This window comes from Achromobacter sp. UBA2119, from assembly GCF_002331005.1.
In the GTDB taxonomy this organism is placed as follows: domain Bacteria; phylum Pseudomonadota; class Gammaproteobacteria; order Burkholderiales; family Burkholderiaceae_B; genus Achromobacter; species Achromobacter animicus.
Genome location: NZ_DCYD01000017.1, coordinates 177,242 through 197,015 on the forward strand (window position 1 = coordinate 177,242; position 19,774 = coordinate 197,015).

Here is a 19,774-nt window from a genome sequence, read left to right on the forward strand (position 1 = left end):
GCGCTATTCGGGCAGCGCCGAATCCCGATACGCCACGGCGATCATCGCCGTCAGCACGAAGGTCATGGCGACGCACGCCACTGCGCCCAACACGCCCTGCAGCGCCTGCACGCCCACGTAGTCATACATCAGCGGGAGCAGATCGTTGGTGGCATGCGCAGCCAGGATCAGCAACACCAGGAACCCCAGCATCAACGGCCAGCGTGGATAACGCATCGCGGCGCGCACCGCGCCAAAGCCATATTCGCCGGTGACCGCGACGCGTGGCAGGCTTACGCCGTACACGGCCAGCCCGTACAGCACGGGCACCCACACCACCACCAGCAACGCGATCAGCACGCCGTAAAACAGCGGTTCGTTGGCGCCGCCCATCAGCATGTACAGCACATACGGCAGATCGCCGGTGGCGCGCGCAAGCGCCATGACGCCAACCACCAGCCCGCCCAGCAGCACCAGATGCCGGGCTTCCGGGTTGCCGCCGCGCGGCGCGGCCGCATGCGCGGTCTCGCCAAGCAGGATGACCCGATGCCAGGCGTAGGTGGTGCGCGCGAGGGCGATCAGGCAGACGAGCGCCAGCGCGAGGATCAGCCAATCCACGAGCCCGTACAGCCGGGACGTCATCAGCGCAAACGGCAACGTCAGCGTGAACACGGCCAGTGACCACGGCGCGGCGGCCAGCATGGCGCGGCCGTGCTGCCTGATAACGCCCACTGTCGCGGCGATGAAACGACCTGCTCCGGGTTTGCTGGACACGAGACTCCCTTGCTCAGAAATGATGGTGCTCGTTTATACCGCACGCAGCCTATTCACCCGATCCCCTGTCGCGCAACTCGGTTACCCTTGCGGACCTTTTCTTTCTACCGAGTCTTCATGAAGTCGCTTCCCCTTGCATTGGCTGCCTTTGCCACCGCCCTGCTGCCCACGCTGGCGCACGCCGCGTACACGCCCACCGAGATCGAACGGGCGGTGCTCGAGTACGGCATACGCGAAGAACATGATGCCTTGCTCCGGGCCGACTGGCGCCTGCTGGGCCGGATGATGGACATATCGCGTGTGGACCCCGCGGATATCTCGGACATGTACGCCAAGGGTCCGACGGACAAGGCGCCGGCCGTGATCGAAGATTCCTTCGTGTTCAAGGCGACGATCGATGCGGCAGCGGCGAAGGCCGGCGTCGTGACGTTCGCCGGCACCCGCGGGGCCACCGTCCGCGCCACGCTGCCGGCAGGCGCGAAGCCCGCCAACGACCTGATGTTGACCTGCACCAAGCTGGCCTTTGCCGATGGCGTCGCCACGTTTTCGCAGTGCCAGAACTGGACGCCCGTCGCCGAGAAGACCGTTGCGGATTTTCGCGCCGACATCGCCGAATTCCTGCAAGGCAAGCCCGCGAAGAAGTACGTGGCCAAGTTCGTGATCGACTACTTCGTCGTCGCGGGCGACATGCCGGCCAGGGCCGGCTGCCCCGACGACCGCAAGGCCTGCGACGAGGCGATCCGCAAGACCGACATGACGCGCGCGGGCTATCAGGCCGTGACGGAGCGCCTGAACGCGGCGGGCGTGCAGACGGGGCGATGAAGGCTTCGGGCAGCGTTCAGGCTGCCTTCACTGCGGGCGCCTGTTCGGGCGCCAGCGCGCGCATCAGTCGGCTCAAGTCCCGTCGCGTCAGATGGGGCTGCACCGCTTCCAACACGGCCTCAAGCACCGGCGCAGGCGCCGCCGCTTTCAGGCCGCACAGCAACGCTGCCCGCTCGTCCGGGGTCATTGCCGGAATCATCCACCGCAGGACGCACAGGTTCTCGGCCGGTGCCAGCGACGCCACGATGGCGCCTTCCAGCGCACGCAATTCGTCATCGCTGTAGCAGGACCACAGCACCTGGTTGTGATGCGACTCTTCCACGTGCATATGCACGAAGTTCTCACCCACGAACAACGCCAGCCCGCGGTACAGGCGCAACGCGGCGTCCGTTCGGGCGGCGTCGCCTTGCGCGGCCTTCAGGCACGTCGCCGCCGCGCGCAGCGCCGCGATGGCGGCCAGATGCTCCACGTGCTCGTCCGCGATCCGCATGCTGGATCCCGGGCAGCGCGCCTCCATGGCGGGATGGACGAAGTCGTTCTCGTGCCCCAGGTGGCTGGCGCACAGGTCCGCCAGCGCAAGCACACGTTCGCAGACTGCCTGCGTGGCCGGCACGTCATGGACGTCGACCCGGCCAACGGCGTGCAGCGTGTCCAGCATCATGGCGCGCAGCGCCTTGTGGATGCCGACGTAGATATCCATGCGCGGCGCAGCGGCGGCGGGCGGCGGGAAGGATGGGGAAGGAATCTCGTGGTTCATGGAGCAGGCCTGTTGAGCAAGGGGACGGGGAATGTTGGCCGGTAGCTGGAAAGCGGTCTGACCGCATCGGCATCCAACAAGCACAGTCTAGGAAAAGCGCCGGCAGCGCGTTGCTAAAAGTCTGTTAAGCGACCTATGATTTCCGACACCGCTGACGCACCACCGTCTTGAGGCCTTGCGCCGTGCCCAGACTGCCTGCCGATTGGAGCCTTAGCCTTCCCGCGCTGCCCTCGCTGCGGCTGGGCAGTTGCGACCATGCCGGCAATCCGCAACTCGGTCGCGCGCTGGCCCTCGACGAACTGCCTGATGGCCGCCTGATGGTGCTGGTGGCCGAACGCGCCGCGCCGCGGGTATTGGCAGCCTTGCGCGACACCGCTCGGGTCGCCCTGCTGGCCACGTCGCCGCGCAACAACCGCACCCTGCACGTCAAAGGCCGCGACGCCTGCGTCACGCCGGCCCTGCCGCACCATGCCACCCTGCTGGCGCTGCGGCGCGACACGCTGGCCCGTGAGCTGGCCGAGGTCGACGGCTTTGCCGGGGCGCTTTTCCTGGATCATTGGTACGACATCCCCGTCCACGCGTTGGCGGCGGTCACCTTCAGCGTGACGGGCGCCTGGAATCAGACGCCCGGTCCCAACGCCGGCCAGGCAGTCGTACTGGAGCCGGACACATGAGCGCCCTGACCCTGCACGGGGTGCGACGGATCCTGGACGGCGGCATTCCGCCCACGCTGTGCAGCGTGTCGACCGAGGGCATTCCCCACGTCAACCTGCTGTCCCACGTCGAATACGTGGACGCTAGCCATGTGGCGCTGACCTTCCAGTTCTTCAACCACAGCCGCGAGAACATTCTTGCCACGCGGCGCGCCAGCCTGATGGTCGAGGATCCGCGCACGGGCGGCGGCCTGGCCATGCAATTGCGCTATGTCCACACCGAAACCGAAGGACCCGTCTTCGAGCGCCTGCGCGCCAAGCTGGCCGGCATTGCCGCGCATTCCGGCATGGAGTCGGTGTTCCGCTTGCGCGGCGCGGACATCTACGAAGTGCTGGACATCGCGCCGCTGTATCCGGGCGCACCGCTGGCCACCTTGCAGCCGCGTTGCGATCTGGCGGCCGGTGCGCGCGCCGTCTCGGCCCGCCTGGCCGAATGCGACGATCTTGCGCTGCTGCCGCGGGTGGCAATGGATGGGTTGCGGCAGGAACTGGCCATCAGGCACGCCATCCTGTGGCTGCTGGATGCGCAGCGCCAGACGCTGTTTGCGTTGGCGAGCATGGGCTATCCGCAGCCAGGGGTCGGGGCGGAGCTGGCGCTGGCCGAGGCAGGTCTGGTCGGCGTCGCCGTGCGCGAAGGCGTCGCGCTGCGCATCGGCCATATGGCGCGGATGTACCGCTACGGCCGCACGTTGCACCAGATCGCTGCAAACCAAGGCTGGGTGGATGGCCAGCCGATCGCGCTGCCGGGCCTGGCCACGCCGTGCAGCCAGTTGGCCATGCCGCTGCGCGCGCGCGGAAAAACCGTGGGCGCGCTGCTGGTGGAAAGCGAAAGCGATCAGTTCTTCGGCTACGACGACGAGGATGCGCTCGCGGTGCTGGGCGCGCAACTGGCGCAGGCGCTGGTCGCGCTGCAACGGGCGGAACTGGATGCGGCAGCGGCGCCAGGCGGCGCACACGTCGATGTGCCCATCCCGCCCGGCCCGCAAGCGGCCGCCGGACGGGCGGAGAACGCGGAAGCGAATCCAGGCCCGCCCCTGCACCTGCGCTATTTCCCGCGCGACGGCACGATCTTCATCGACGGGCAATACCTGATCAAGGGCGTGGCCGGCGCGATCCTCTGGAAGGTCGCCAACGACGCGCAGCACACAGGCCGTTGGGACTTTTCGACGCGGGCGTTGCGGCTGGCAGGCAGCACGCTCGGCCTGCCTGACGTGCAGGACAACCTTGGCGTGCGTCTGCTGCTGTTGCAACGCCGCCTCGCTGATTGGGGCGGCCCTTTGCAGATCCACAAGCTGCGTCGCGGCTGCTATGCGCTGACGTCGGCACGCGCGCTGCGGCTGGAATCCGCGGCCGACCCGGCGGGCTGATCCGTCGCGTATTTTTTGGGACGCCTGGGGGGACGCCCGGCCAGGCTCGGAACCACGGCCGGCGCCCCGATGAGGTCAGCTGCGCGCGGGGTCGGCTTCGGCCTCTTCCCGAGCCTCCAGCTCATTGCCCAGCACCTCGGCCGAATCCTCGTTGCTGGCCTCCGGCTTCAGGCGGCGGCGCGTATGACCCGCGGCGCGCGCGCTGTCGCCCTCGTCCGCACGCTCGGCCTGCACGTGCACATTGGCCGCAGGCGCGTAGCCGCGCTTGTCCTGCCCGAAGTAGACCACCGTGTGCGGGTAGGGCAGCTCGATGCCCGCGGCGTCGAAGTGCTTCTTGAGCAGGCGGTTGTAGCCGCGCTGCACCGCCCACTGCATGCCCGGCGTGGTCTTGATGAGGATGCGGATGGTCACGCCCTTGTCGTTGACCGCCGTGACGCCCGCCACCGTCATGTCTTCCAGGATCTCCGGTCCAAGCACCGAATCGGTCATCAGCTCGGCAAACGCCGCACGCAGATGCTCGATGGCGTCGTCCACGCTTTCGCGGTGGGCAATCGTGTATTCGCCCAGGTGATACGAGAAATCGCGCATGTGGTTGGCCACCACGTCGACCGACGAGAACGGCACCAGATGGTAGCCGCCGTCCAGCGTGCGGATGCCGACCGAACGGATGGTCATCTTCTCGACCGTGCCGAACACGCCGGCCACCTGCACCACGTCGTTCTCGTTCATCCCGTTCTCAAGCTGGATGAAGACGCCGGTGATGATGTCCTGCACCAGCTTCTGCGCACCAAAACCGATGGCCAGACCCACCACGCCAGCACCCGCGATCAGCGGGCCGACGTCGATGCCGATCTGCGACAGCAGCACCATCAGCGTCATCGTCACGATGACGATCAGCGCGGCGTTGCGGAACAGCGCCAACAGCGTGCGTTCGCGCGCGCTGGGCATGCCACGCTCTTCGCTTTGGCTCAGGCGATGCTCGATGATGCTGGCGATCACCGTCCAGGCCAGCATGGCGATCATCAGGACGATCACGATGTTCAGCACCACCTTGATCGCGGCGGCGCCCGCGTCCGACGCCAGCCAGCGCGACAGGTCAAAGGCCTGCCACGCGTCCAGGATCAGCAGCACGATGATGATGCGGATGATCCAGCCAACCACCTTCAGCGCAGCCGGCACGTACGCGTTGACGCGTGCCTCCAGCAGCGGCAAGCGCCGCCGCAGGTCGTCCGACAGGCGGATCGGCTTGGCCAGCACCGCGTTCAGCAGCAGGATCAGCAGGCTGCCCACGCCGATGACCAGCAGCGTCTGCGCCGTGGCGCGCGCCATGAACGGCAGCGCATCGGTCGGGTCGACCTGGCTGACCACGAGCAGGATCGTGAAATAGAGGATGCCCAGCACGTGCCAGATGCGCGACAGCAGCCGCAGCCGGGATCCCATGAACGTGGCCGCGCCCGCGGCCCGGCGGTCCAGCCGTTCGCGGACCGCCTGGCGGTTATGCCAGATGACACGTACGGCGTAGATGTACACCGCCAGCATGATGAGCATCGTAGTCAGCCGGCCCAGCGCCGGCGACAGCGCCGCCGCCATCACGGGTCCGACCACCAGCGTGCCGTAACCGGCCGCCGCCACGATGCGCACCAGCCACGCGTTCCAGTACTTCGCCAGCTCGTCCGACATCGGCAAAAGGCGCAGATGCGGATGGCGCACCGCGAACACCGTGCGGATCAGCACCTTCACGATCTCCACCGCCACGAAGGCCTGCAGGAACAGCGAGGCCAGTCCATCCAGCGTGCCGCGCCCCGGCGTGCTCCACAGCGCCGCCGCGCCACCTGCCATCGCGGCCAGCAAGACGACGGCGACGTCGATCGCCAGCGCACCCACGATCGCGCCCGCACGGCGCGTGAGCACCTTCATGGACGCCGGCTTGCCCGGCACGGGAGCCGGCCCGGTTTCGCAACCGTGCTCGGCCACCCAGCGGTCGATCCGCGTATAGATGCGCATGGCGATCATGCGCAGCAGGATGAAGGCGATGATGGTGGCCGCGGCAGCCAGCGCCAGCGGCAGCAACGCGCTGCGCGCCGTGCCGCTGTCCATGCGCAGATTCTGGCCCGAGGCCAGCGCGCGCATGTCGTCAACGCCCTGCCCCATGTCGGCCGCGACGCCGGTCAGGAACCGCTGAACGCCATTGGCCATGCGCTCCTGCAACGTCGGCTCGGCGGGGGTGGCGGGCGTCTGTTTCGCCGTCGCGGTCTTGGCTGGCGTTGAGCCAGCGGTGGCCGGCTTGTCTCCGGCCGCCTGCGCGCGCAGTTGGTCGATGAGGGCCTGGCGCGCTTGGGGGTTGTCCAGCAGATCGGCCAGCGCGGCGGGCGTCAACGCCGAGGCCGCGGGGGCCGGCTCAGCCGGCGGTTCGGCCGCCGCGGCCGGGGTCAGCAGCGGGAATGCGGCGGTGGCCGGAGCGTGCCAGAGGATCGATAAACAACTCAACATCGCTGCCAACAGCCAGGCCGCCAGCCAGGGCCTTTCCCGTCTGCGCCGCCAGGAGACGGCGGCATGGTGGCGGGAGTGAAGGGATCGGGATGCTGTCGTTGCGGATCGAACCACTAATAAATCTCCTGTGCGATCAGGGCATGGACGCCATAGGTAAAAAGAGAAGCCGGCGACTGCGGGAGACCCGGCTTGGGCAAAGGGCACATGATAAAGCTCCTGCTCTGTCCCCTTTAGCGGCGGCTTGCTCTTATCGCTGGAAGCAATAAACAAGCGGCGATTAATTCGTTGGTCCGGCCGGCTTGAGTGTTTAGAGTCCAACGCCGCCATGCCCGCGCCGCATTCCGACAGGCGCGCGCCCAACCACGAGTCCGCTTCATGACCATCCGATTCCAAGCTGCACGCCGCAACACCCTGCTCGCCCTTGCTCTGGCCGTCACCGGCATGGGCGCCGCGCAGGCCGACCAACGCGTCATCCGCATCGTCGTGCCCTACGGCACCGGCGCAGTCCAGGACACCATCGCCCGCGCGATCGGCGACGAACTGGGCCGCGCGCTGGACGCCTCCATCGTGATCGAAAACCGCGTCGGCGCCGGCGGCACCGTGGGCACCGCCCAGGTCGCTCGCGCCAAGCCCGACGGCAACACCCTGGTGCTTGCCGCCGCCAGCCACAACATCGCCGGGTATCTGTATAAGAACCTCAGCTACGACCCCTACAAGGACTTCACGGGCGTCGCCTACATCGGCAACACCGGCTACATCATCCTTGCGTCCGCCTCGCTGAACGCCAAGAACACCGCCGAATTCATCCAGGCCGTCAAAGCCAAACCCGGCGCTTACGATTACGCGTCGGCCGGCAACGGCAGCGCCTCGCATCTGGGCATGGCGTCGTTCCTGACCGCCGCCGGCGCGCAGATGCAGCACATCCCCATGAAGTCCACCGGCGACGCCGTGACCGAACTGCTGGCCGGCCGCGTCCAGGCCGTCACGGCCGCCACCATCGGCGTGACCGCTTACCGCAACGACCCGCGCGTCACGTTCCTGGCTTACACCGGCAAGACCCGTTCCCGCTTCGCCCCCGACCTGCCCACCGTCGCAGAAAGCGGCCTGCCCGGCTACGCGTTCGATTCCTGGCTCGGTTTGCTCGCCCCGGCGGGCATCGCAGCCGCGGACCGTGACCAGATCAATGCTGCGGTCAACAAGGTGCTGGCCGATCCGAAGGTGCAAGCGCGATTGGCTTCGCTGGGCGTCGAAGCTGAAGCCAAATCCGCGGCACAGTTTCAGGCGCTGCTGAAGGCGGATTTTGAAGCGGCTGGGAAGGTGGTGAGCGCTTCCGGGGCGCGGGTGGAGTAGACCCTGATTCTTCGTTGAGCCAAGGTGTCGATCAGGTGTTGATGCGGATCAGCACCCGAAGCCACCGGTCCGGTTTCGGGTCGCACGGGGCACGGCTTTACCGGTTCAAGGGTGTACACGATCTGTTCCACGACATTGGTCATGGAACAGCGGGCTTCAAAACGTGCCTGTTCGTCCAGATCCCGATAGGCCGGGAAATAAAAGACCGAAATCTTGCGGGTCTTGAATTCGATGCCCGATTCGCTATTGGCCGAATAGCGCAGGCCCCAGTGGGGACAGCTGGGGGTCTGATACTGATTCTTGGGCAAAAACAACCATCCCACGGACACGGCAGGAAGCGTAGCCACATTGTGTGACGCCTAAGCGATCACATGATGATGCATCCCCCTGCAGGGGGCCGTCGCCCTCACACGCCCGGTTGGCGCCCAAGCGGATGATGCAAAGGACGTTTCAAGCTTCGGGTCGCCGCCGCATCCCGTCGAGCAATAAATCCGTAATGAACTCCGCCACCGCCTGCTGCCTGGCCGCGTCGGGCATCAGCCGGGCGAAACGTTCGATGATGGCAATGAGCGACTGACCGAACCACTCGGGCGAAATCTCCGGGCGGAATAGTCCCGCCTGCTGCTCCGACCGGACGTTCTCGGCGATCAGGATCACCAGCTCGTCTTTCAGCGCCTCGGCCGCTTCGGCCTGGAAGAAGCCGATGCGCGTGAGATTTGGGTCTTCCTGCAGGATGGCAAGCAACGTCCCGATACCCTGCCGGATGCGGTTGACCAGCGCTTGACCCTGCAGGTGGCCCGGCAGGCGGGCCTCGCTGATCGCCCGGCGCAGCCGCTGCGCGAATAGCCCCACCAGCTCGTCGTAGGCCGCTTGCTTGCTGGTGAAGTATTGATAGAACACGGGCTGGGTCACGCCGGCGCGGGCAACGATGTCGCTGACGCGGGTGTGCTGGAATCCCCGTTCGGCGAATTCGGCCGCGGCGACGGCCAGGAGTTGTAGCCGGGTGCGCTCTCCCTTGGTGAGACGCCTGTCCTGCGGTGCCGAATCGGGTAGTGCCATGATCATCGCGGAAAAATACTACCTATCCACGCTTTCCGCCACTGCGACAAGCGCAAATTGCCACACTTCGGTCCAGGCGGCGGTTCTTCCTTAGCGTCTTGTCACAGTACTGAAATCAGTTGAAATCCCCGTATCGCTTGAGACATCTAATCGGCGCGCCCCAGCAGTAAAGTACGTCTATCGTCTGGCGGCTGGCACAGTGCCGCCGCCGGATGGCTCAGGAGCAAGATCATGAAGCGGTTTACAGGCCGGGTGGCCATTGCGGCGTTGGCGCTGGCGGTTGCCGGCGCGCCGGCAGTGGCTGGCGGGCGTGGCGGAAATTGGGGCGGCCATGGCGGTGGTTATGGCGGCGGCTACCACCACTATCACGGCGGCGGTGGAAGCAGTTCCAGCGGCTGGTGGATCGGCGGCGCCTTTGCACTGGCGACGGTTGGGCTGCTGCTGGCGGCCAATTCGGGGCCGTCCTACGTACAGACCGGGGTTTACTCGTCAGGCGTGGGCTACACAAGCCCGCCGCTGTACGCCGCGCCCGTATACGGCACGACGGTCTATGAGGCCGCGCCGGTCTACACCGCCCCGGTTTACGAAGCGCCGCCCGTTGCCTATTCCACACCAGTGCCCCAGTACGCGCCCGTGCAGTATGAGTCCGCGCCCCCGGTCAATGTCGCTCAGGCGAACGCCACCACCGACTGCCAGCGCTGGGCCATGAACCAGAGCGGTTACGATCCTGCCACCATCACCCAGTGGACCACTCAAATCATGGTGGATACCTACAACCGCGCGCTCGATTCCTGCATGACCAGCCGCGGCTATCGCGCCAACTGACAGACGTGATCGCGGGTGTACCGGGCTGACCTGACGCGTCGGCCCGCGCGTGCTGCATGCCGGCGCGCTCGACGCGGCGCTTTCAGCGGCGCCAGCCACGCCAGGCAAATATCACGGCGACGGCCAGGAGCAAGCCGGCCGGCAGCACCCAGACAAAACCTGAGTCCGTATAGACGACCTGTTCAACAGGATCGTAGTAGCGGCCCAACTCGTTGAATTCCCACCGCAGGTACTGCGCGTACCAGGCGTAGAAGAAGACGGCGGACAGGGCCAGGCTTAGCAGCGCGGCCAGGCGGACAAACACGACACTGCGATGGGTGCGAACGGCGCCCTTCCAGGCCAGGTAACTGCATCCGGCTACCCCGGCCAGGATCATCCAGTCGCCAACCTCAGCGAGCATCATCCGCCTCCAGTTCGGCCAGGAATGCCGCCGCTTCGGCCCACTGATGCTCGCTGAAGACGTGCACCCCCGCGCCGCGCAGCAATTGCGCGGTCACGCCCATGCCGGGTTGACGGCGGCCCGCGAAATGGCCGTCGTAGACGTAACTGCTGCCGCAGGACGGACTGCCCTCTTTCAGCACGGCCATACGAATACCTCGCGCTTGCGCTGCCGCCAGCGCCTCGTGCGCGCCGCGCACGAAAGGCGCCGTCACGTCGTCGCCCGTCACCGCCACGACACGGGCGCGGCCCGCCAACACCGAAGCCGCGTTTTCGCCCGGGTCGATCTCCGCCGGGGGCCGCGGGATCGGCATGCCGCCCGCCACCTCGGGACAGACGGCCACGACGCGCCCTTCTTCCCGCCACCGGGCCAGGATGGCATTGCCATGGGGCACGCCGCGTCCGTCGTAACGCACGGGGTTGCCCAGGAGGCAGGAACTGATAAGAACATGATGCATGGGCAGGTGAAATCGGTGGATGAGCGGCCGCGGGCGGCGCGGCCAGGCAGGTGACACGAGCCGGCCCCGCAAGCAAACGGCGCACAAGGCGCCGTCTGAAGCGTTCGTCAGCGCTGACTGACGGCGGGCCGGGCCGATCGCGACGTCAAGCCGCGTCGGTTTTCTTCGCGGTCTTGCGCGGCGCTGTCTTGCGGGCCGCTGTCTTGCGGGCCGCTGTCTTGCGGGCCGCTGTCTTGCGCGCCGGTTCAGGGGCAGGCGCGGTCTCGGCGGCGGGCGCCGCCAGCATTTCCGCTTGGGCCGACGTGCTCTCCGATTTGGATGGCGCCTTGGCCGTGCTCTTGCGGGCACTGCGGGCGGGTTTGGCGGCGGACTTTGAGGAAGCAGCGTCGGAAGCGGTTTCGGAGGCGGCCCGCGAAGCCACGTCCGACCGGGATCCGGCGGCCGGTCGCGTCGCGCCGGCGAAGGGATCTGGCGCCTCGCCCCGGCGTTCGCGTTCGGTGTTGGCCGGCGGCGCGACGAACGTCCACTCGGCAACATTCACCACCGGCGGCGGACCGGAGACCAGCGCCGACTGCGGCGGCGGGGGCACCGGACGCTTGAAGGCGGGCGGCGCCACATCTTCGAGCTGGCGAGCCGGCGCCTGCCCCTCGGATGAAGCCTGCCTTTCGGATGAAGCCTGCCTTTCGGATGAAGCCTGCCTTTCGGACGAAGCCTGCCCCTGGGATGAAGCCTGCGCGCCGGACGAACGCTGCCGTTCCACCTGAGCCTGCTCTTCGGACGCACCCTGCCCTTCAGATGCCCCCCGCCCCTCAACCGAACCTGGCGGCTGACCGGCTCCTTCCAACGACTCCGCATGGCTCGACGGCCGGGCATCATCACCCGCTCTCGCGCCCCGACCACGGCGGCCCGATCGGCCCTGACGGCCGTTATCCGACTGTCTGCCGCTGCGCGCCTGCAGCGAGCCGCCGGCAGCATCGCCGCCAGCAATCTGACCCGGCGTCTCCAACACATCCACTACGGTGCCCTCTTCCGTCTGCTGCGGCGCGTCGGGTTGTTTCCAGGCATCCGCAGCCTCGGTGAATCCGTCCGGCGCGGCAGTCACGGCGTCTTCCCGCTCAGTGCCTTCGCCGTGCGAGCCCGCCGTCCGGCCGCCCGCCGTCTTGCGTCCGCCACGCGATTTACGTGTGTTCCGGCCGCCAGCGCCCGGCGCGTCAGTGGAATCGGCCACCCCATCTGCCGCCCCGCCATGCGCCTCGCCAGCCTGGGCAGAGGACGCCTCGCCCGAGCCATCACGATAGACATACGTACCCGACTTCTCTTCGCGTCCGACCTCCAGGAACCCGCGCGACTGGGCCTCTTCCAGCAGATTGCCGAACGCGCGGAAGCCATAGTAGGACTCGTTGAAATCCGGTTTGCGGCGCTTCAAGGCGTCTTTCAGGGCCGATGCCCAGATCTTGCCGCTGTCGCCGCGTTCGGCCATCAGCGCCTCGAACGTCTCGACCACCATCTCGACCGCGCGCGTCTTGCGGGCGTCCTGCTCTTCCTTGCGGCGGCGCTCCTCGTCGGGCGAGCGGCGCTGGGCGCTAACGCCACGGTTGTCGCGGCGCGCCTCGGCGGTGCGCTGGCCTTCGCGGGCCAGATCGTCATAGAAAATGAATTCGTCGCAGTTGGCGATCAGCAGGTCGGACGTGGACTGTTTGACGCCCACGCCGATGACCTTCTTGTTGTTCTCGCGCAGCTTGGAGACGAGCGGTGAAAAGTCGGAGTCGCCGCTGATGATGACGAAGGTGTTGACGTGGGACTTGGTATAGCAGAAGTCCAGCGCGTCCACGACCAGGCGGATGTCCGCCGAGTTCTTGCCGGACTGGCGCACGTGCGGGATTTCGATCAGTTCGAAATTGGCCTCGTGCATCGGCGCCTTGAATTCCTTGTATCGCTCCCAGTCGCAATACGCCTTCTTGACGACGATGCTGCCTTTGAGGAGCAGGCGCTCGAGCACCGGCCGGATGTCGAACTTCTGGAATTTGGTGTCGCGCACACCCAGCGCCACGTTCTCGAAGTCGCAGAAAAGCGCCATGCTGACGTTTTCGTTGGGGTTGTTCATGTTCTCTCCAATGCCGCGGTCGGAAGGCCAGGCCCAGGCAATGCCCGGCCTTACACCGCCAGAATTCGCCCATGATATACATTTCCGCTTGGTCTCCCCCTTCATCCGCCCCGAGCCGCCATGACCGACACCCAGCCGCCGCCCGAACTCGTCACCGACCGACTGGTGCTGCGCCCCCTGTCCCTGGACGACGCCGACGCCATTCAGCGCACGTTTGCCCAATGGGAGGTCGTGCGCTTTCTGGCCGACAAGGTGCCTTGGCCGTATCCCGACGATGGCGCGCGCCAATTCCTGCAACACGCCGCCCTGCCCGCCATGCGCCGCGGAACGCAATGGCATTGGTCGGTGCGCACGCGGGCGCAGCCTGACCAGCTGATCGGCGTCGTCAGCCCGATGGACGACGAGCCCGGCAACAACCGCGGATTCTGGCTGGATCCGGCGCATCAAGGGCGGGGTTACATGACCGAAGCCAGCGCGGCCGTCACGGCGTACTGGTTCAACGTGCTGGGCAAACCGGTGCTGCGCGCGCCCAAGGCCTTCGCCAACACGGCCTCAAGGCGGATTTCGGAAAGCAGCGGCATGCGGCTGGTGGGCACCGAAGAACGCGGCTTCGTCAGCGGACGGCATCCCGCCGAGATCTGGGAGATCACGCGCGAGGAATGGTTGGCGCAGCAGGACGCCCCGCGGCAAGCCTAGGCCGTCCCCGATTTGCGCCCGCGAATCGGCGGCGCGCCGCCCGCCTGACTGCCCGATTAAGCCGGCGCTTACCGCCTATTTCGCCCCGCTTTCCGGCCAATTGACCGGCGCATGCGCTGGCTAGAATTCCCGACAATCCGGCATTCCGCGCGTGGGATGCCATGTTTTCGGGCAAGATCCATGAATCCGTCTACCGTCATCGGCGCCGTTGTCGGCCTGCTCACCCTGATCATCGTGGTGGCACTGTCCGCCAACGACACCAGCCTGTACTTCAACCTGCCGGGCCTGGCGATCGTGCTGGGCGGCACCTGCGCCGCGCTGTTCATTGCGTACCCGCTGCAGGAAGTGGTGCGCGTGTTCAAACTGGTGCGCACGGTGTTCCGCAACGACCAGCACGACCAGCAGCGCGACATCGAGGAACTGGTGTCGATGGCGCAGCTCTGGATGAACGCCGACGTCCACAAGGTCGAACACGAGCTCAAGAAGGTCTCGAACCCGTTCCTGCGCACAGGCGTGCAGCTCATCATCGACAACACGCCTGAAGACCAGATCATCGAACTGCTGAAGTGGCGCGTCGCCCGCCTGCGCGCCCGTGAGCAGGCCGAGGCCCAGATGTTCCGCGTCATGGCCACCTTTGCGCCCGCCTTCGGAATGCTGGGCACGCTGGTTGGCCTGATCAACCTGATGGCCGTCCTGGGCGATGGCAGCATGCAGACCATCGGCCAGCAGCTGGCCATCGGCCTGATGACGACGTTCTACGGCATCCTGCTCGCCAACCTGATCTGCAAGCCGATCGCGCTGAAGCTGGAACGCCGTACGGCGCGTCGTGTGGAATCGATGAACATGGTGCTGCAAGGCATCTCGATGATGTGCGAGAAGCGTGGTCCGGCCATGGTTCGCGAGACCCTGAATTCCTTCGTCATGCACGTCGAAGACGAAATCTATGACGGCGGCGCCGACGCCAAGCCCAAGACCAAGACGGAAGGCCAGGTCAAGCCCGGCGCAACCGCGCCGGCCGCCGGCTCGCCCGCCCGCGCCACCGCCGCCGCCTCCGTCTCCATCGCCCGCCCCGCTTCCGCGCGTCAATGAGCCTGATTTCCCCTTCCCTTGCGCAGCGGATCGAGCAGGCCCGCCAGGCGCAACTGCGCGCGCAGAAGGCGTCGGCCGCGAGCGCCTGGCGCCCTAGCGACAGCGACCGCCAGGACCGCTATGCGCGCTGGCACGTCGAAGACGCCGTCGAGCAGGATTCCGAGAACTGGCTGCTGAGCTATCTGGACCTCATCACGCTGCTGCTCGCGATGCTGGTCGTCATGCTGGCCGTCGCCATGTACGGCGGCGGCTCCGGTAAATCCGGCCAGCCCATCGAGCTGGTCGGTACGCTGGGCGCCAGCGGCCTGCCCAAGTACGACGGCGAGTATTCGGAATTCGAAACCGTGCATATCCCGGCAAGCTGGTCAGCGCAGCCCACGCCCGCGCCGGCCCTCGCCGCGGCCGCGCCCGCGCTGGCCGAAGACGAAGTTGTCGTGGCTGACGCCGCCCCGCCGCTGACCGCCCCGTCCAAGGAATCACTGGGCTTGGCGGACCTGGGCAATTCGGTGGACGTGATCGTCAACGAGCAGTCGGTCAGCTTTCGCATCAGCAACGAACTGCTGTTCGCTTCCGGCCAAGCCACGCTCAGCACCGCCGGCCTGGACGTGATCAAGCGCCTGGCCGGCATCCTCAACAAGAACGACTACCAGGTCTCGGTTGAAGGCCACAGCGATCCCGTGCCGATCCTGACCAAGCAGTTCGCGTCGAACTGGGAGCTGTCCAGCAGCCGTGCCACCAGCGTGTTGCGTGAGCTGGTGCGCGATGGCGTGACGCCGCAGCGGCTGCGCGCGGTGGGCTACGCGGAAACGCGCCCGATCGAGTCCAACGACACGGCAGCCGGCCGCGCGGCAAACCGCCGCGTCGAACTCATCATGGACATCACGCCGCCGCAGGCCAAGACCGCCGCAGGCAAACCGGCCACTTCGCCGCAAGCGGCGGCCCCCGTGGCCGAACCGTCCAAGCCGGCGGCAACCCCGTCCACGGCGAAGGCGGCCACACCGGGCGCCAAAGCGCCTGCGAACGCCATGACGGCGCCCGCGCCCGCCACGCCGGCGCAATCCTGATCCAGGATTTCTTCCCTTCAAGAAACCGGCGCAAGCCGGTTTTTTATCGCCCGTTTACCGCGCATTCGGAATGTAAAGGACGCTTGACATACCGCCGCACGGCCGCCAGAATGTCAAGCACGCTTTACATCAACAAGGGCATTCCCATGAATCAACAACAGGCCAAGCGCCGCTATTTCAAGGAACTGGGCTTCTCGATGGCGCTGTATGCCGTCCTGCTGGCCGGCGCGCTGTGGCTCAGCCTCGACATGCAGCCCGGCGCCCTGCGCAGCGTCGTGCTGCTCACGCCCATGCTGGCGTTTCTGCTGGCGCTGCGGGCCGTGGTGCGGGCCGTGCGCCAGTCCGACGAATTCATCCGCAAGACCACGCTGGAACACCTGGCCATTGCCGCCGCCGTCACCGCCGGGGTCACGTTCACGTATGGCTTCCTGGAAATCGCTGGCTTTCCCAAACTGAGCATGTTCGTGGTCTGGCCGCTGATGGGCGGCGTCTGGGCGTTCACCACCATCGTCGACACGTTGCGCCATCGATGAAAAACTGCATCCGCGACCTGCGTGCCGAGCGCGGCTGGAGCCAGGCCGCGTTGGCCGAACGGCTGGACGTCTCGCGTCAGACCGTCAACGCCATCGAGACCGGCCGATACGACCCGAGCCTGCCGCTCGCCTTCGCCATCGCCCGCGTGTTTGAAACATCCATCGAATCGATCTTCCAGGAAGGCTAAGGCGCAATTTCCGGCATGGCGCCGACGCGGGGATCGGCGTTAACCTAGCGGACCCGCCGTTCGCGGCGACCGCAGTCCCCTAGCGGGAGTCCCCATGCCGTACATGCTGCTGATCGTTGAACCGGTGGGCCAGCGCGCCCAGCGCACGCCCGAGGAAGGGCGCGAGGCCTATGCGCAGATGGTGCGCTACGCCGAATCCCTGCAGTCGCGCGGCCTGCTGACGCGCGCCGAATCCCTCAAGACCGATGCCGAAAGCGTGCGCCTGCGCGTGCGCGATGGGGAACGCCAACTGATGGACGGCCCCTACGCCGAGGCCAAGGAAATGATCGGCGGCTTTTTCCTTCTGACGTGCGAGTCGCGCGAAGAAGCGTTGGCGCTGGCCGCCGAATGCCCCGCCGCGCAGTGGGCCACGGTTGAAGTCCGGGAGTTGGGGCCCTGCTTCATGTAGGGCGACTGACGACCTGCGCAAATGCGCGGGGCCAGACCGGCCCTGCTTTCCCGGCCGGCCGCCGCCACATCAGCAATTGCCCTTTTTGGCCTGTCCAGGCGGACAGAAGCCGCCCCGGCCGCCGCCGTCATGCGGATCGACAACCACGGAGCCTTGCGGCGTGTACACGGCACAGCCGGACAGGACGGAGACGATGAGGGCAAGACTGCACAGAACTTTCATGGTGTTGCTTCAGGGTGGTTAAGGACGCTGCGAGTGTATGGGACACGCCTGCAACAAGGCCTGGACCTTCGTAACCGGGTGCTAGGCGCCCCAGACACCCCGGCTGACTCAGTATTTACCCTAGGCACACTTTGTTGTTGTCGATCCACCGCCGCGCCGTTCGTCGTACCTGTACAAGCGCCCCTTTCGGCCTTGCTATCCCTCCCCTGGAGACCTCAGATGCGATTCATGATCATCGTCCGGGCCACGCCCGACAGCGAAGCCGGCAAGATGCCGGACGACAGCCTGCTTGCCTCGATGGCGACCTATCACGAAGCCCTGGTCAAGGCCGGCGTGTTGCTGGACGGCAACGGCCTGCACCCGACGTCCAAAGGTTGGCGCGTGCGGTACGACGGCAACGGCGAACGCAAGCTGCTTGACGGGCCGTTTGCCGAAACCAAGGAGCTGATCGCCGGCTACACGATGATCCAGGTGCGCTCTCGCGAAGAGGCAATGCAATGGGCGATGCGCTTTCCGACCCCCTTCCCCGGCCAGGACTGCGAGATCGAGGTGCGCCAGGTATTCGAGCTGGACGACTTCGAGCCCAGCAAGGAGGTCGAACGCTTCCGCCAGATGCCGACGCCGAACGTCTGATTCCCCAGCGCACCACACTGAACCCTCAAGCGAGATACGCCATGCACAAGCAGATCTTCGTCAACCTGCCCATCAACGACATGCAGAAGTCCCAGGCATTCTTCAAGAAACTGGGCTACAGCTTCAATCCCGACTTCACCAACGACCAAGGCGCCTGCATGGTCGTCGGCGACAACCTTTACGTGATGCTGCTGGTGAAGGATTTCTTCCAGAGCTTTACCGGCAAGCCGGTGGCGGACGCCACGCAGACCACGGAAGTGCTGGTCTGCCTGTCCTGCGAAAGCCGTGCCGAGATCGACGACCTCGTCGCGCGAGCCGTCGCCGCGGGCGGCTCGGCGCCGCGCGCGCCGCAGGATCACGGCTTCATGTACGCGCACGGGTTCGAAGACCTGGATGGGCACATCTGGGAGTTCGCTTACATGGTGCCCGGCGAAGCGACCGGCGCATGACGCAGGCGGCCACGCATCGCGCGATCGAGGCGGTCTGGCGGATCGAAGCCGCCAGCGTCATTGCGGGGGTGGCGCGCCTGGTGCGCGACGTGGGGCTGGCCGAAGAGCTGGCCCAGGATGCGCTGGTTGCGGCGCTGGAGCGCTGGCCCCAGACGGGCGTGCCGGACAATCCCGGAGCATGGCTCATGACCACCGCAAAGAACCGTGCGCGCGACCGGCTGCGGCTGGATGCGCTGCACACCCGTAAGCACGAGCAGATCGGCCACGAGCTGGAAGCCTTGCAGGCCGACGTGGAGCCCGACTTCGTCGACGCGCTGGATGCGGCGCGCCAGGACGACATCGGCGACGATCTGTTGCGGCTGGTCTTCACCGCCTGCCATCCGCTGTTGTCCACCGAGGCCCGCGTGGCGCTGACGCTGCGCCTCTTAGGCGGGCTGACGACGGCCGAGATCGCGCGCGCGTTCCTGGCGTCGGAATCGACCATCGCGCAGCGCATCGTGCGCGCCAAACGCACGCTGTCCGCCGCCAATGTGCCCTTCGAGGTGCCCTCGGCCGCCGACCGCGCGCCGCGTCTGGCCTCGGTGCTGGAGGTCATCTATCTGATCTTCAACGAAGGCTATTCCGCGACCTCGGGCGATGACTGGATGCGGCCTGGCCTGTGCGACGAAGCGCTGCGCCTGGGCCGCATTCTGGCGGAATTGACGCCGTCGGAGGCCGAGGTGCATGGTCTGGTCGCCCTGATGGAACTGCAGGCGTCGCGCCTGCATGCGCGCACCGATGCCGAGAGGCGGCCGGTGCTGCTGATGGAGCAGGACCGCCGCCGCTGGGACCCGCTCTTGATCCGGCGCGGGCTGGCGGCGCTGGACCGGGCCGATGCGCTGGGCGGCGCGCGTGGGCCCTATGCGCTGCAGGCTGGCTTGGCTGCCTGTCACGCGCGGGCCCGTACGCCCGGGGAAACCGACTGGATCCGAATCGTGGCGCTGTACGATGCGCTCGCCCAGGCGGCGCCGTCGCCCGTGGTCGCGCTGAACCGCGCCGTCGCGATCGGCATGGCCTGCGGCCCGCAGGCCGGCCTGGATCTGGCTGACCAGTTGGCGTCGGAGCCCGCGCTGGCAAACTACCACTGGCTGCCCAGCGTGCGCGCCGACCTGCTGGCCAGGCTGGGCCGCAAGGCCGAAGCCCGCGCAGAATTCGAACGCGCGGCCGGCATGACCCGCAACGCCCGCGAACGCGAGCTGCTGCGGGCGCGCGCGCGAGAAATGTCCGGGGAAACGGGCGACGTCAGCGGCGATTGAGGGAGCGCGACGCTGCCTCGG

At 66.9% G+C, this 19,774-nt stretch carries 22 protein-coding genes; 14 read left to right on the plus strand and 8 right to left on the minus strand.

The genetic code is table 11. The features are described 5' to 3' along the window. Positions 1 to 3 precede the first annotated feature (3 nt). On the minus strand, positions 4 to 753 hold the full coding sequence (locus B3098_RS19900; protein ID WP_279974157.1) for a hypothetical protein: 750 nt from the start codon (positions 751 to 753) through the stop codon (positions 4 to 6). A gap of 117 nt (positions 754 to 870) precedes the next feature. Between B3098_RS19900 and B3098_RS19905 the strand changes: the two genes are divergently transcribed. After that, positions 871 to 1,575, plus strand: a complete 705-nt coding sequence (locus tag B3098_RS19905; RefSeq protein WP_286898609.1) for a hypothetical protein — start codon at positions 871 to 873, stop codon at positions 1,573 to 1,575. A gap of 16 nt (positions 1,576 to 1,591) precedes the next feature. On the opposite strand, the gene B3098_RS19910 is transcribed toward B3098_RS19905, so the two are convergent. Beyond that, entirely contained in the window at positions 1,592 to 2,332 is a 741-nt protein-coding gene (locus tag B3098_RS19910) for a hemerythrin domain-containing protein (protein ID WP_286898610.1), read from the minus strand. 182 nt (positions 2,333 to 2,514) lie between these two features. On the opposite strand from B3098_RS19910, the gene B3098_RS19915 reads away from it, so the two are divergent. Then, the gene (locus B3098_RS19915) at positions 2,515 to 3,006 is read left to right on the plus strand and encodes a hypothetical protein (protein ID WP_279974154.1); all 492 of its coding nucleotides are present in this window, start codon (positions 2,515 to 2,517) and stop codon (positions 3,004 to 3,006) included. After that, positions 3,003 to 4,412, plus strand: a complete 1,410-nt coding sequence (locus tag B3098_RS19920; protein ID WP_286898611.1) for a GAF domain-containing protein — start codon at positions 3,003 to 3,005, stop codon at positions 4,410 to 4,412. Before B3098_RS19915 ends, B3098_RS19920 begins: the two co-directional genes overlap by 4 nt. A 75-nt stretch (positions 4,413 to 4,487) precedes the next feature. On the opposite strand, the gene B3098_RS19925 is transcribed toward B3098_RS19920, so the two are convergent. Continuing rightward, positions 4,488 to 6,902, minus strand: a complete 2,415-nt coding sequence (locus B3098_RS19925; RefSeq protein ID WP_279974151.1) for a mechanosensitive ion channel domain-containing protein — start codon at positions 6,900 to 6,902, stop codon at positions 4,488 to 4,490. Positions 6,903 to 7,277: 375 nt separating this feature from the next. On the opposite strand from B3098_RS19925, the gene B3098_RS19930 reads away from it, so the two are divergent. Next, complete coding sequence (locus B3098_RS19930) at positions 7,278 to 8,252, plus strand: Bug family tripartite tricarboxylate transporter substrate binding protein (RefSeq protein WP_286898613.1); 975 nt, start codon at positions 7,278 to 7,280, stop codon at positions 8,250 to 8,252. Here the strand turns inward: B3098_RS19930 and B3098_RS19935 are convergent. Beyond that, positions 8,180 to 8,599 (minus strand): hypothetical protein, encoded by a 420-nt coding sequence (locus B3098_RS19935; protein ID WP_286898614.1) that lies wholly within the window; start codon positions 8,597 to 8,599, stop codon positions 8,180 to 8,182. The two genes, B3098_RS19930 and B3098_RS19935, sit on opposite strands and share 73 nt — an antisense overlap. A gap of 103 nt (positions 8,600 to 8,702) precedes the next feature. Continuing rightward, positions 8,703 to 9,317: a TetR/AcrR family transcriptional regulator gene (locus B3098_RS19940; protein WP_286898615.1), complete on the minus strand. Its 615-nt coding sequence runs from the start codon at positions 9,315 to 9,317 to the stop codon at positions 8,703 to 8,705. Positions 9,318 to 9,542: 225 nt separating this feature from the next. Between B3098_RS19940 and B3098_RS19945 the strand changes: the two genes are divergently transcribed. Next, positions 9,543 to 10,136, plus strand: coding sequence for a hypothetical protein (locus B3098_RS19945; protein WP_191579145.1), 594 nt, complete (start codon positions 9,543 to 9,545; stop codon positions 10,134 to 10,136). A gap of 82 nt (positions 10,137 to 10,218) precedes the next feature. On the opposite strand, the gene B3098_RS19950 is transcribed toward B3098_RS19945, so the two are convergent. The 3 genes from B3098_RS19950 to B3098_RS19960 all read right to left on the minus strand — a co-directional run bounded on the left by B3098_RS19950 (position 10,219) and on the right by B3098_RS19960 (position 13,136). Next, entirely contained in the window at positions 10,219 to 10,539 is a 321-nt protein-coding gene (locus B3098_RS19950; RefSeq protein ID WP_286898620.1) for a hypothetical protein, read from the minus strand. Beyond that, positions 10,526 to 11,032, minus strand: a complete 507-nt coding sequence (locus B3098_RS19955) for a DUF523 domain-containing protein (RefSeq protein WP_286898621.1) — start codon at positions 11,030 to 11,032, stop codon at positions 10,526 to 10,528. The genes B3098_RS19950 and B3098_RS19955 overlap by 14 nt, the downstream gene beginning before the upstream one ends. A 145-nt stretch (positions 11,033 to 11,177) precedes the next feature. Next, a complete protein-coding gene (locus B3098_RS19960; protein ID WP_286898734.1) occupies positions 11,178 to 13,136 on the minus strand; it encodes an NYN domain-containing protein in 1,959 nt (652 codons plus the stop codon). 120 nt (positions 13,137 to 13,256) lie between these two features. Here B3098_RS19960 and B3098_RS19965 point away from each other — a divergent pair, with 120 nt between their 5' ends. From B3098_RS19965 to B3098_RS20005, 9 genes are all read left to right on the plus strand, one after another. Beyond that, positions 13,257 to 13,832: a GNAT family N-acetyltransferase gene (locus B3098_RS19965; protein WP_286898622.1), complete on the plus strand. Its 576-nt coding sequence runs from the start codon at positions 13,257 to 13,259 to the stop codon at positions 13,830 to 13,832. A 180-nt stretch (positions 13,833 to 14,012) separates the two neighbouring features. Next, the gene (locus tag B3098_RS19970; protein ID WP_286898623.1) at positions 14,013 to 14,921 is read left to right on the plus strand and encodes a motility protein A; all 909 of its coding nucleotides are present in this window, start codon (positions 14,013 to 14,015) and stop codon (positions 14,919 to 14,921) included. Beyond that, positions 14,918 to 15,985, plus strand: a complete 1,068-nt coding sequence (locus B3098_RS19975; RefSeq protein ID WP_286898624.1) for an OmpA family protein — start codon at positions 14,918 to 14,920, stop codon at positions 15,983 to 15,985. The genes B3098_RS19970 and B3098_RS19975 overlap by 4 nt, the downstream gene beginning before the upstream one ends. A 146-nt stretch (positions 15,986 to 16,131) precedes the next feature. Next, positions 16,132 to 16,518, plus strand: coding sequence for a hypothetical protein (locus tag B3098_RS19980; RefSeq protein ID WP_286898625.1), 387 nt, complete (start codon positions 16,132 to 16,134; stop codon positions 16,516 to 16,518). After that, positions 16,515 to 16,706 (plus strand): helix-turn-helix transcriptional regulator, encoded by a 192-nt coding sequence (locus B3098_RS19985; protein WP_286898626.1) that lies wholly within the window; start codon positions 16,515 to 16,517, stop codon positions 16,704 to 16,706. Before B3098_RS19980 ends, B3098_RS19985 begins: the two co-directional genes overlap by 4 nt. Before the next feature lie 94 nt (positions 16,707 to 16,800). Continuing rightward, complete coding sequence (locus B3098_RS19990; protein ID WP_286898627.1) at positions 16,801 to 17,154, plus strand: YciI family protein; 354 nt, start codon at positions 16,801 to 16,803, stop codon at positions 17,152 to 17,154. Between the two features lie 441 nt (positions 17,155 to 17,595). Next, positions 17,596 to 18,009: a YciI family protein gene (locus B3098_RS19995; RefSeq protein WP_286898628.1), complete on the plus strand. Its 414-nt coding sequence runs from the start codon at positions 17,596 to 17,598 to the stop codon at positions 18,007 to 18,009. Positions 18,010 to 18,050: 41 nt separating this feature from the next. Further along, positions 18,051 to 18,458 carry a VOC family protein gene (locus B3098_RS20000; RefSeq protein ID WP_286898629.1) on the plus strand — a complete coding sequence of 136 codons (408 nt, stop codon included), beginning with the start codon at positions 18,051 to 18,053 and terminating at the stop codon, positions 18,456 to 18,458. Continuing rightward, entirely contained in the window at positions 18,455 to 19,753 is a 1,299-nt protein-coding gene (locus B3098_RS20005) for an RNA polymerase sigma factor (protein ID WP_286898630.1), read from the plus strand. The genes B3098_RS20000 and B3098_RS20005 overlap by 4 nt, the downstream gene beginning before the upstream one ends. The last annotated feature ends 21 nt before the right edge of the window (positions 19,754 to 19,774 follow it).

Excerpts from the sequence above, each read along its gene's own strand:
- B3098_RS19905 (WP_286898609.1), top strand. The coding sequence starts at position 871 with ATGAAGTCGCTTCCCCTTGCATTGGCTGCCTTTGCCACCGCCCTGCTG.
- B3098_RS19910 (WP_286898610.1), bottom strand. The coding sequence starts at position 2,332 with ATGAACCACGAGATTCCTTCCCCATCCTTCCCGCCGCCCGCCGCCGCT.
- B3098_RS19920 (WP_286898611.1), top strand. The coding sequence starts at position 3,003 with ATGAGCGCCCTGACCCTGCACGGGGTGCGACGGATCCTGGACGGCGGC.
- B3098_RS19925 (WP_279974151.1), bottom strand. The coding sequence starts at position 6,902 with ATGTTGAGTTGTTTATCGATCCTCTGGCACGCTCCGGCCACCGCCGCA.
- B3098_RS19930 (WP_286898613.1), top strand. The coding sequence starts at position 7,278 with ATGACCATCCGATTCCAAGCTGCACGCCGCAACACCCTGCTCGCCCTT.
- B3098_RS19940 (WP_286898615.1), bottom strand. The coding sequence starts at position 9,317 with ATGATCATGGCACTACCCGATTCGGCACCGCAGGACAGGCGTCTCACC.
- B3098_RS19945 (WP_191579145.1), top strand. The coding sequence starts at position 9,543 with ATGAAGCGGTTTACAGGCCGGGTGGCCATTGCGGCGTTGGCGCTGGCG.
- B3098_RS19950 (WP_286898620.1), bottom strand. The coding sequence starts at position 10,539 with ATGATGCTCGCTGAGGTTGGCGACTGGATGATCCTGGCCGGGGTAGCC.
- B3098_RS19955 (WP_286898621.1), bottom strand. The coding sequence starts at position 11,032 with ATGCATCATGTTCTTATCAGTTCCTGCCTCCTGGGCAACCCCGTGCGT.
- B3098_RS19960 (WP_286898734.1), bottom strand. The coding sequence starts at position 13,136 with ATGAACAACCCCAACGAAAACGTCAGCATGGCGCTTTTCTGCGACTTC.
- B3098_RS19965 (WP_286898622.1), top strand. The coding sequence starts at position 13,257 with ATGACCGACACCCAGCCGCCGCCCGAACTCGTCACCGACCGACTGGTG.
- B3098_RS19970 (WP_286898623.1), top strand. The coding sequence starts at position 14,013 with ATGAATCCGTCTACCGTCATCGGCGCCGTTGTCGGCCTGCTCACCCTG.
- B3098_RS19975 (WP_286898624.1), top strand. The coding sequence starts at position 14,918 with ATGAGCCTGATTTCCCCTTCCCTTGCGCAGCGGATCGAGCAGGCCCGC.
- B3098_RS19980 (WP_286898625.1), top strand. The coding sequence starts at position 16,132 with ATGAATCAACAACAGGCCAAGCGCCGCTATTTCAAGGAACTGGGCTTC.
- B3098_RS19985 (WP_286898626.1), top strand. The coding sequence starts at position 16,515 with ATGAAAAACTGCATCCGCGACCTGCGTGCCGAGCGCGGCTGGAGCCAG.
- B3098_RS19990 (WP_286898627.1), top strand. The coding sequence starts at position 16,801 with ATGCCGTACATGCTGCTGATCGTTGAACCGGTGGGCCAGCGCGCCCAG.
- B3098_RS19995 (WP_286898628.1), top strand. The coding sequence starts at position 17,596 with ATGCGATTCATGATCATCGTCCGGGCCACGCCCGACAGCGAAGCCGGC.
- B3098_RS20000 (WP_286898629.1), top strand. The coding sequence starts at position 18,051 with ATGCACAAGCAGATCTTCGTCAACCTGCCCATCAACGACATGCAGAAG.
- B3098_RS20005 (WP_286898630.1), top strand. The coding sequence starts at position 18,455 with ATGACGCAGGCGGCCACGCATCGCGCGATCGAGGCGGTCTGGCGGATC.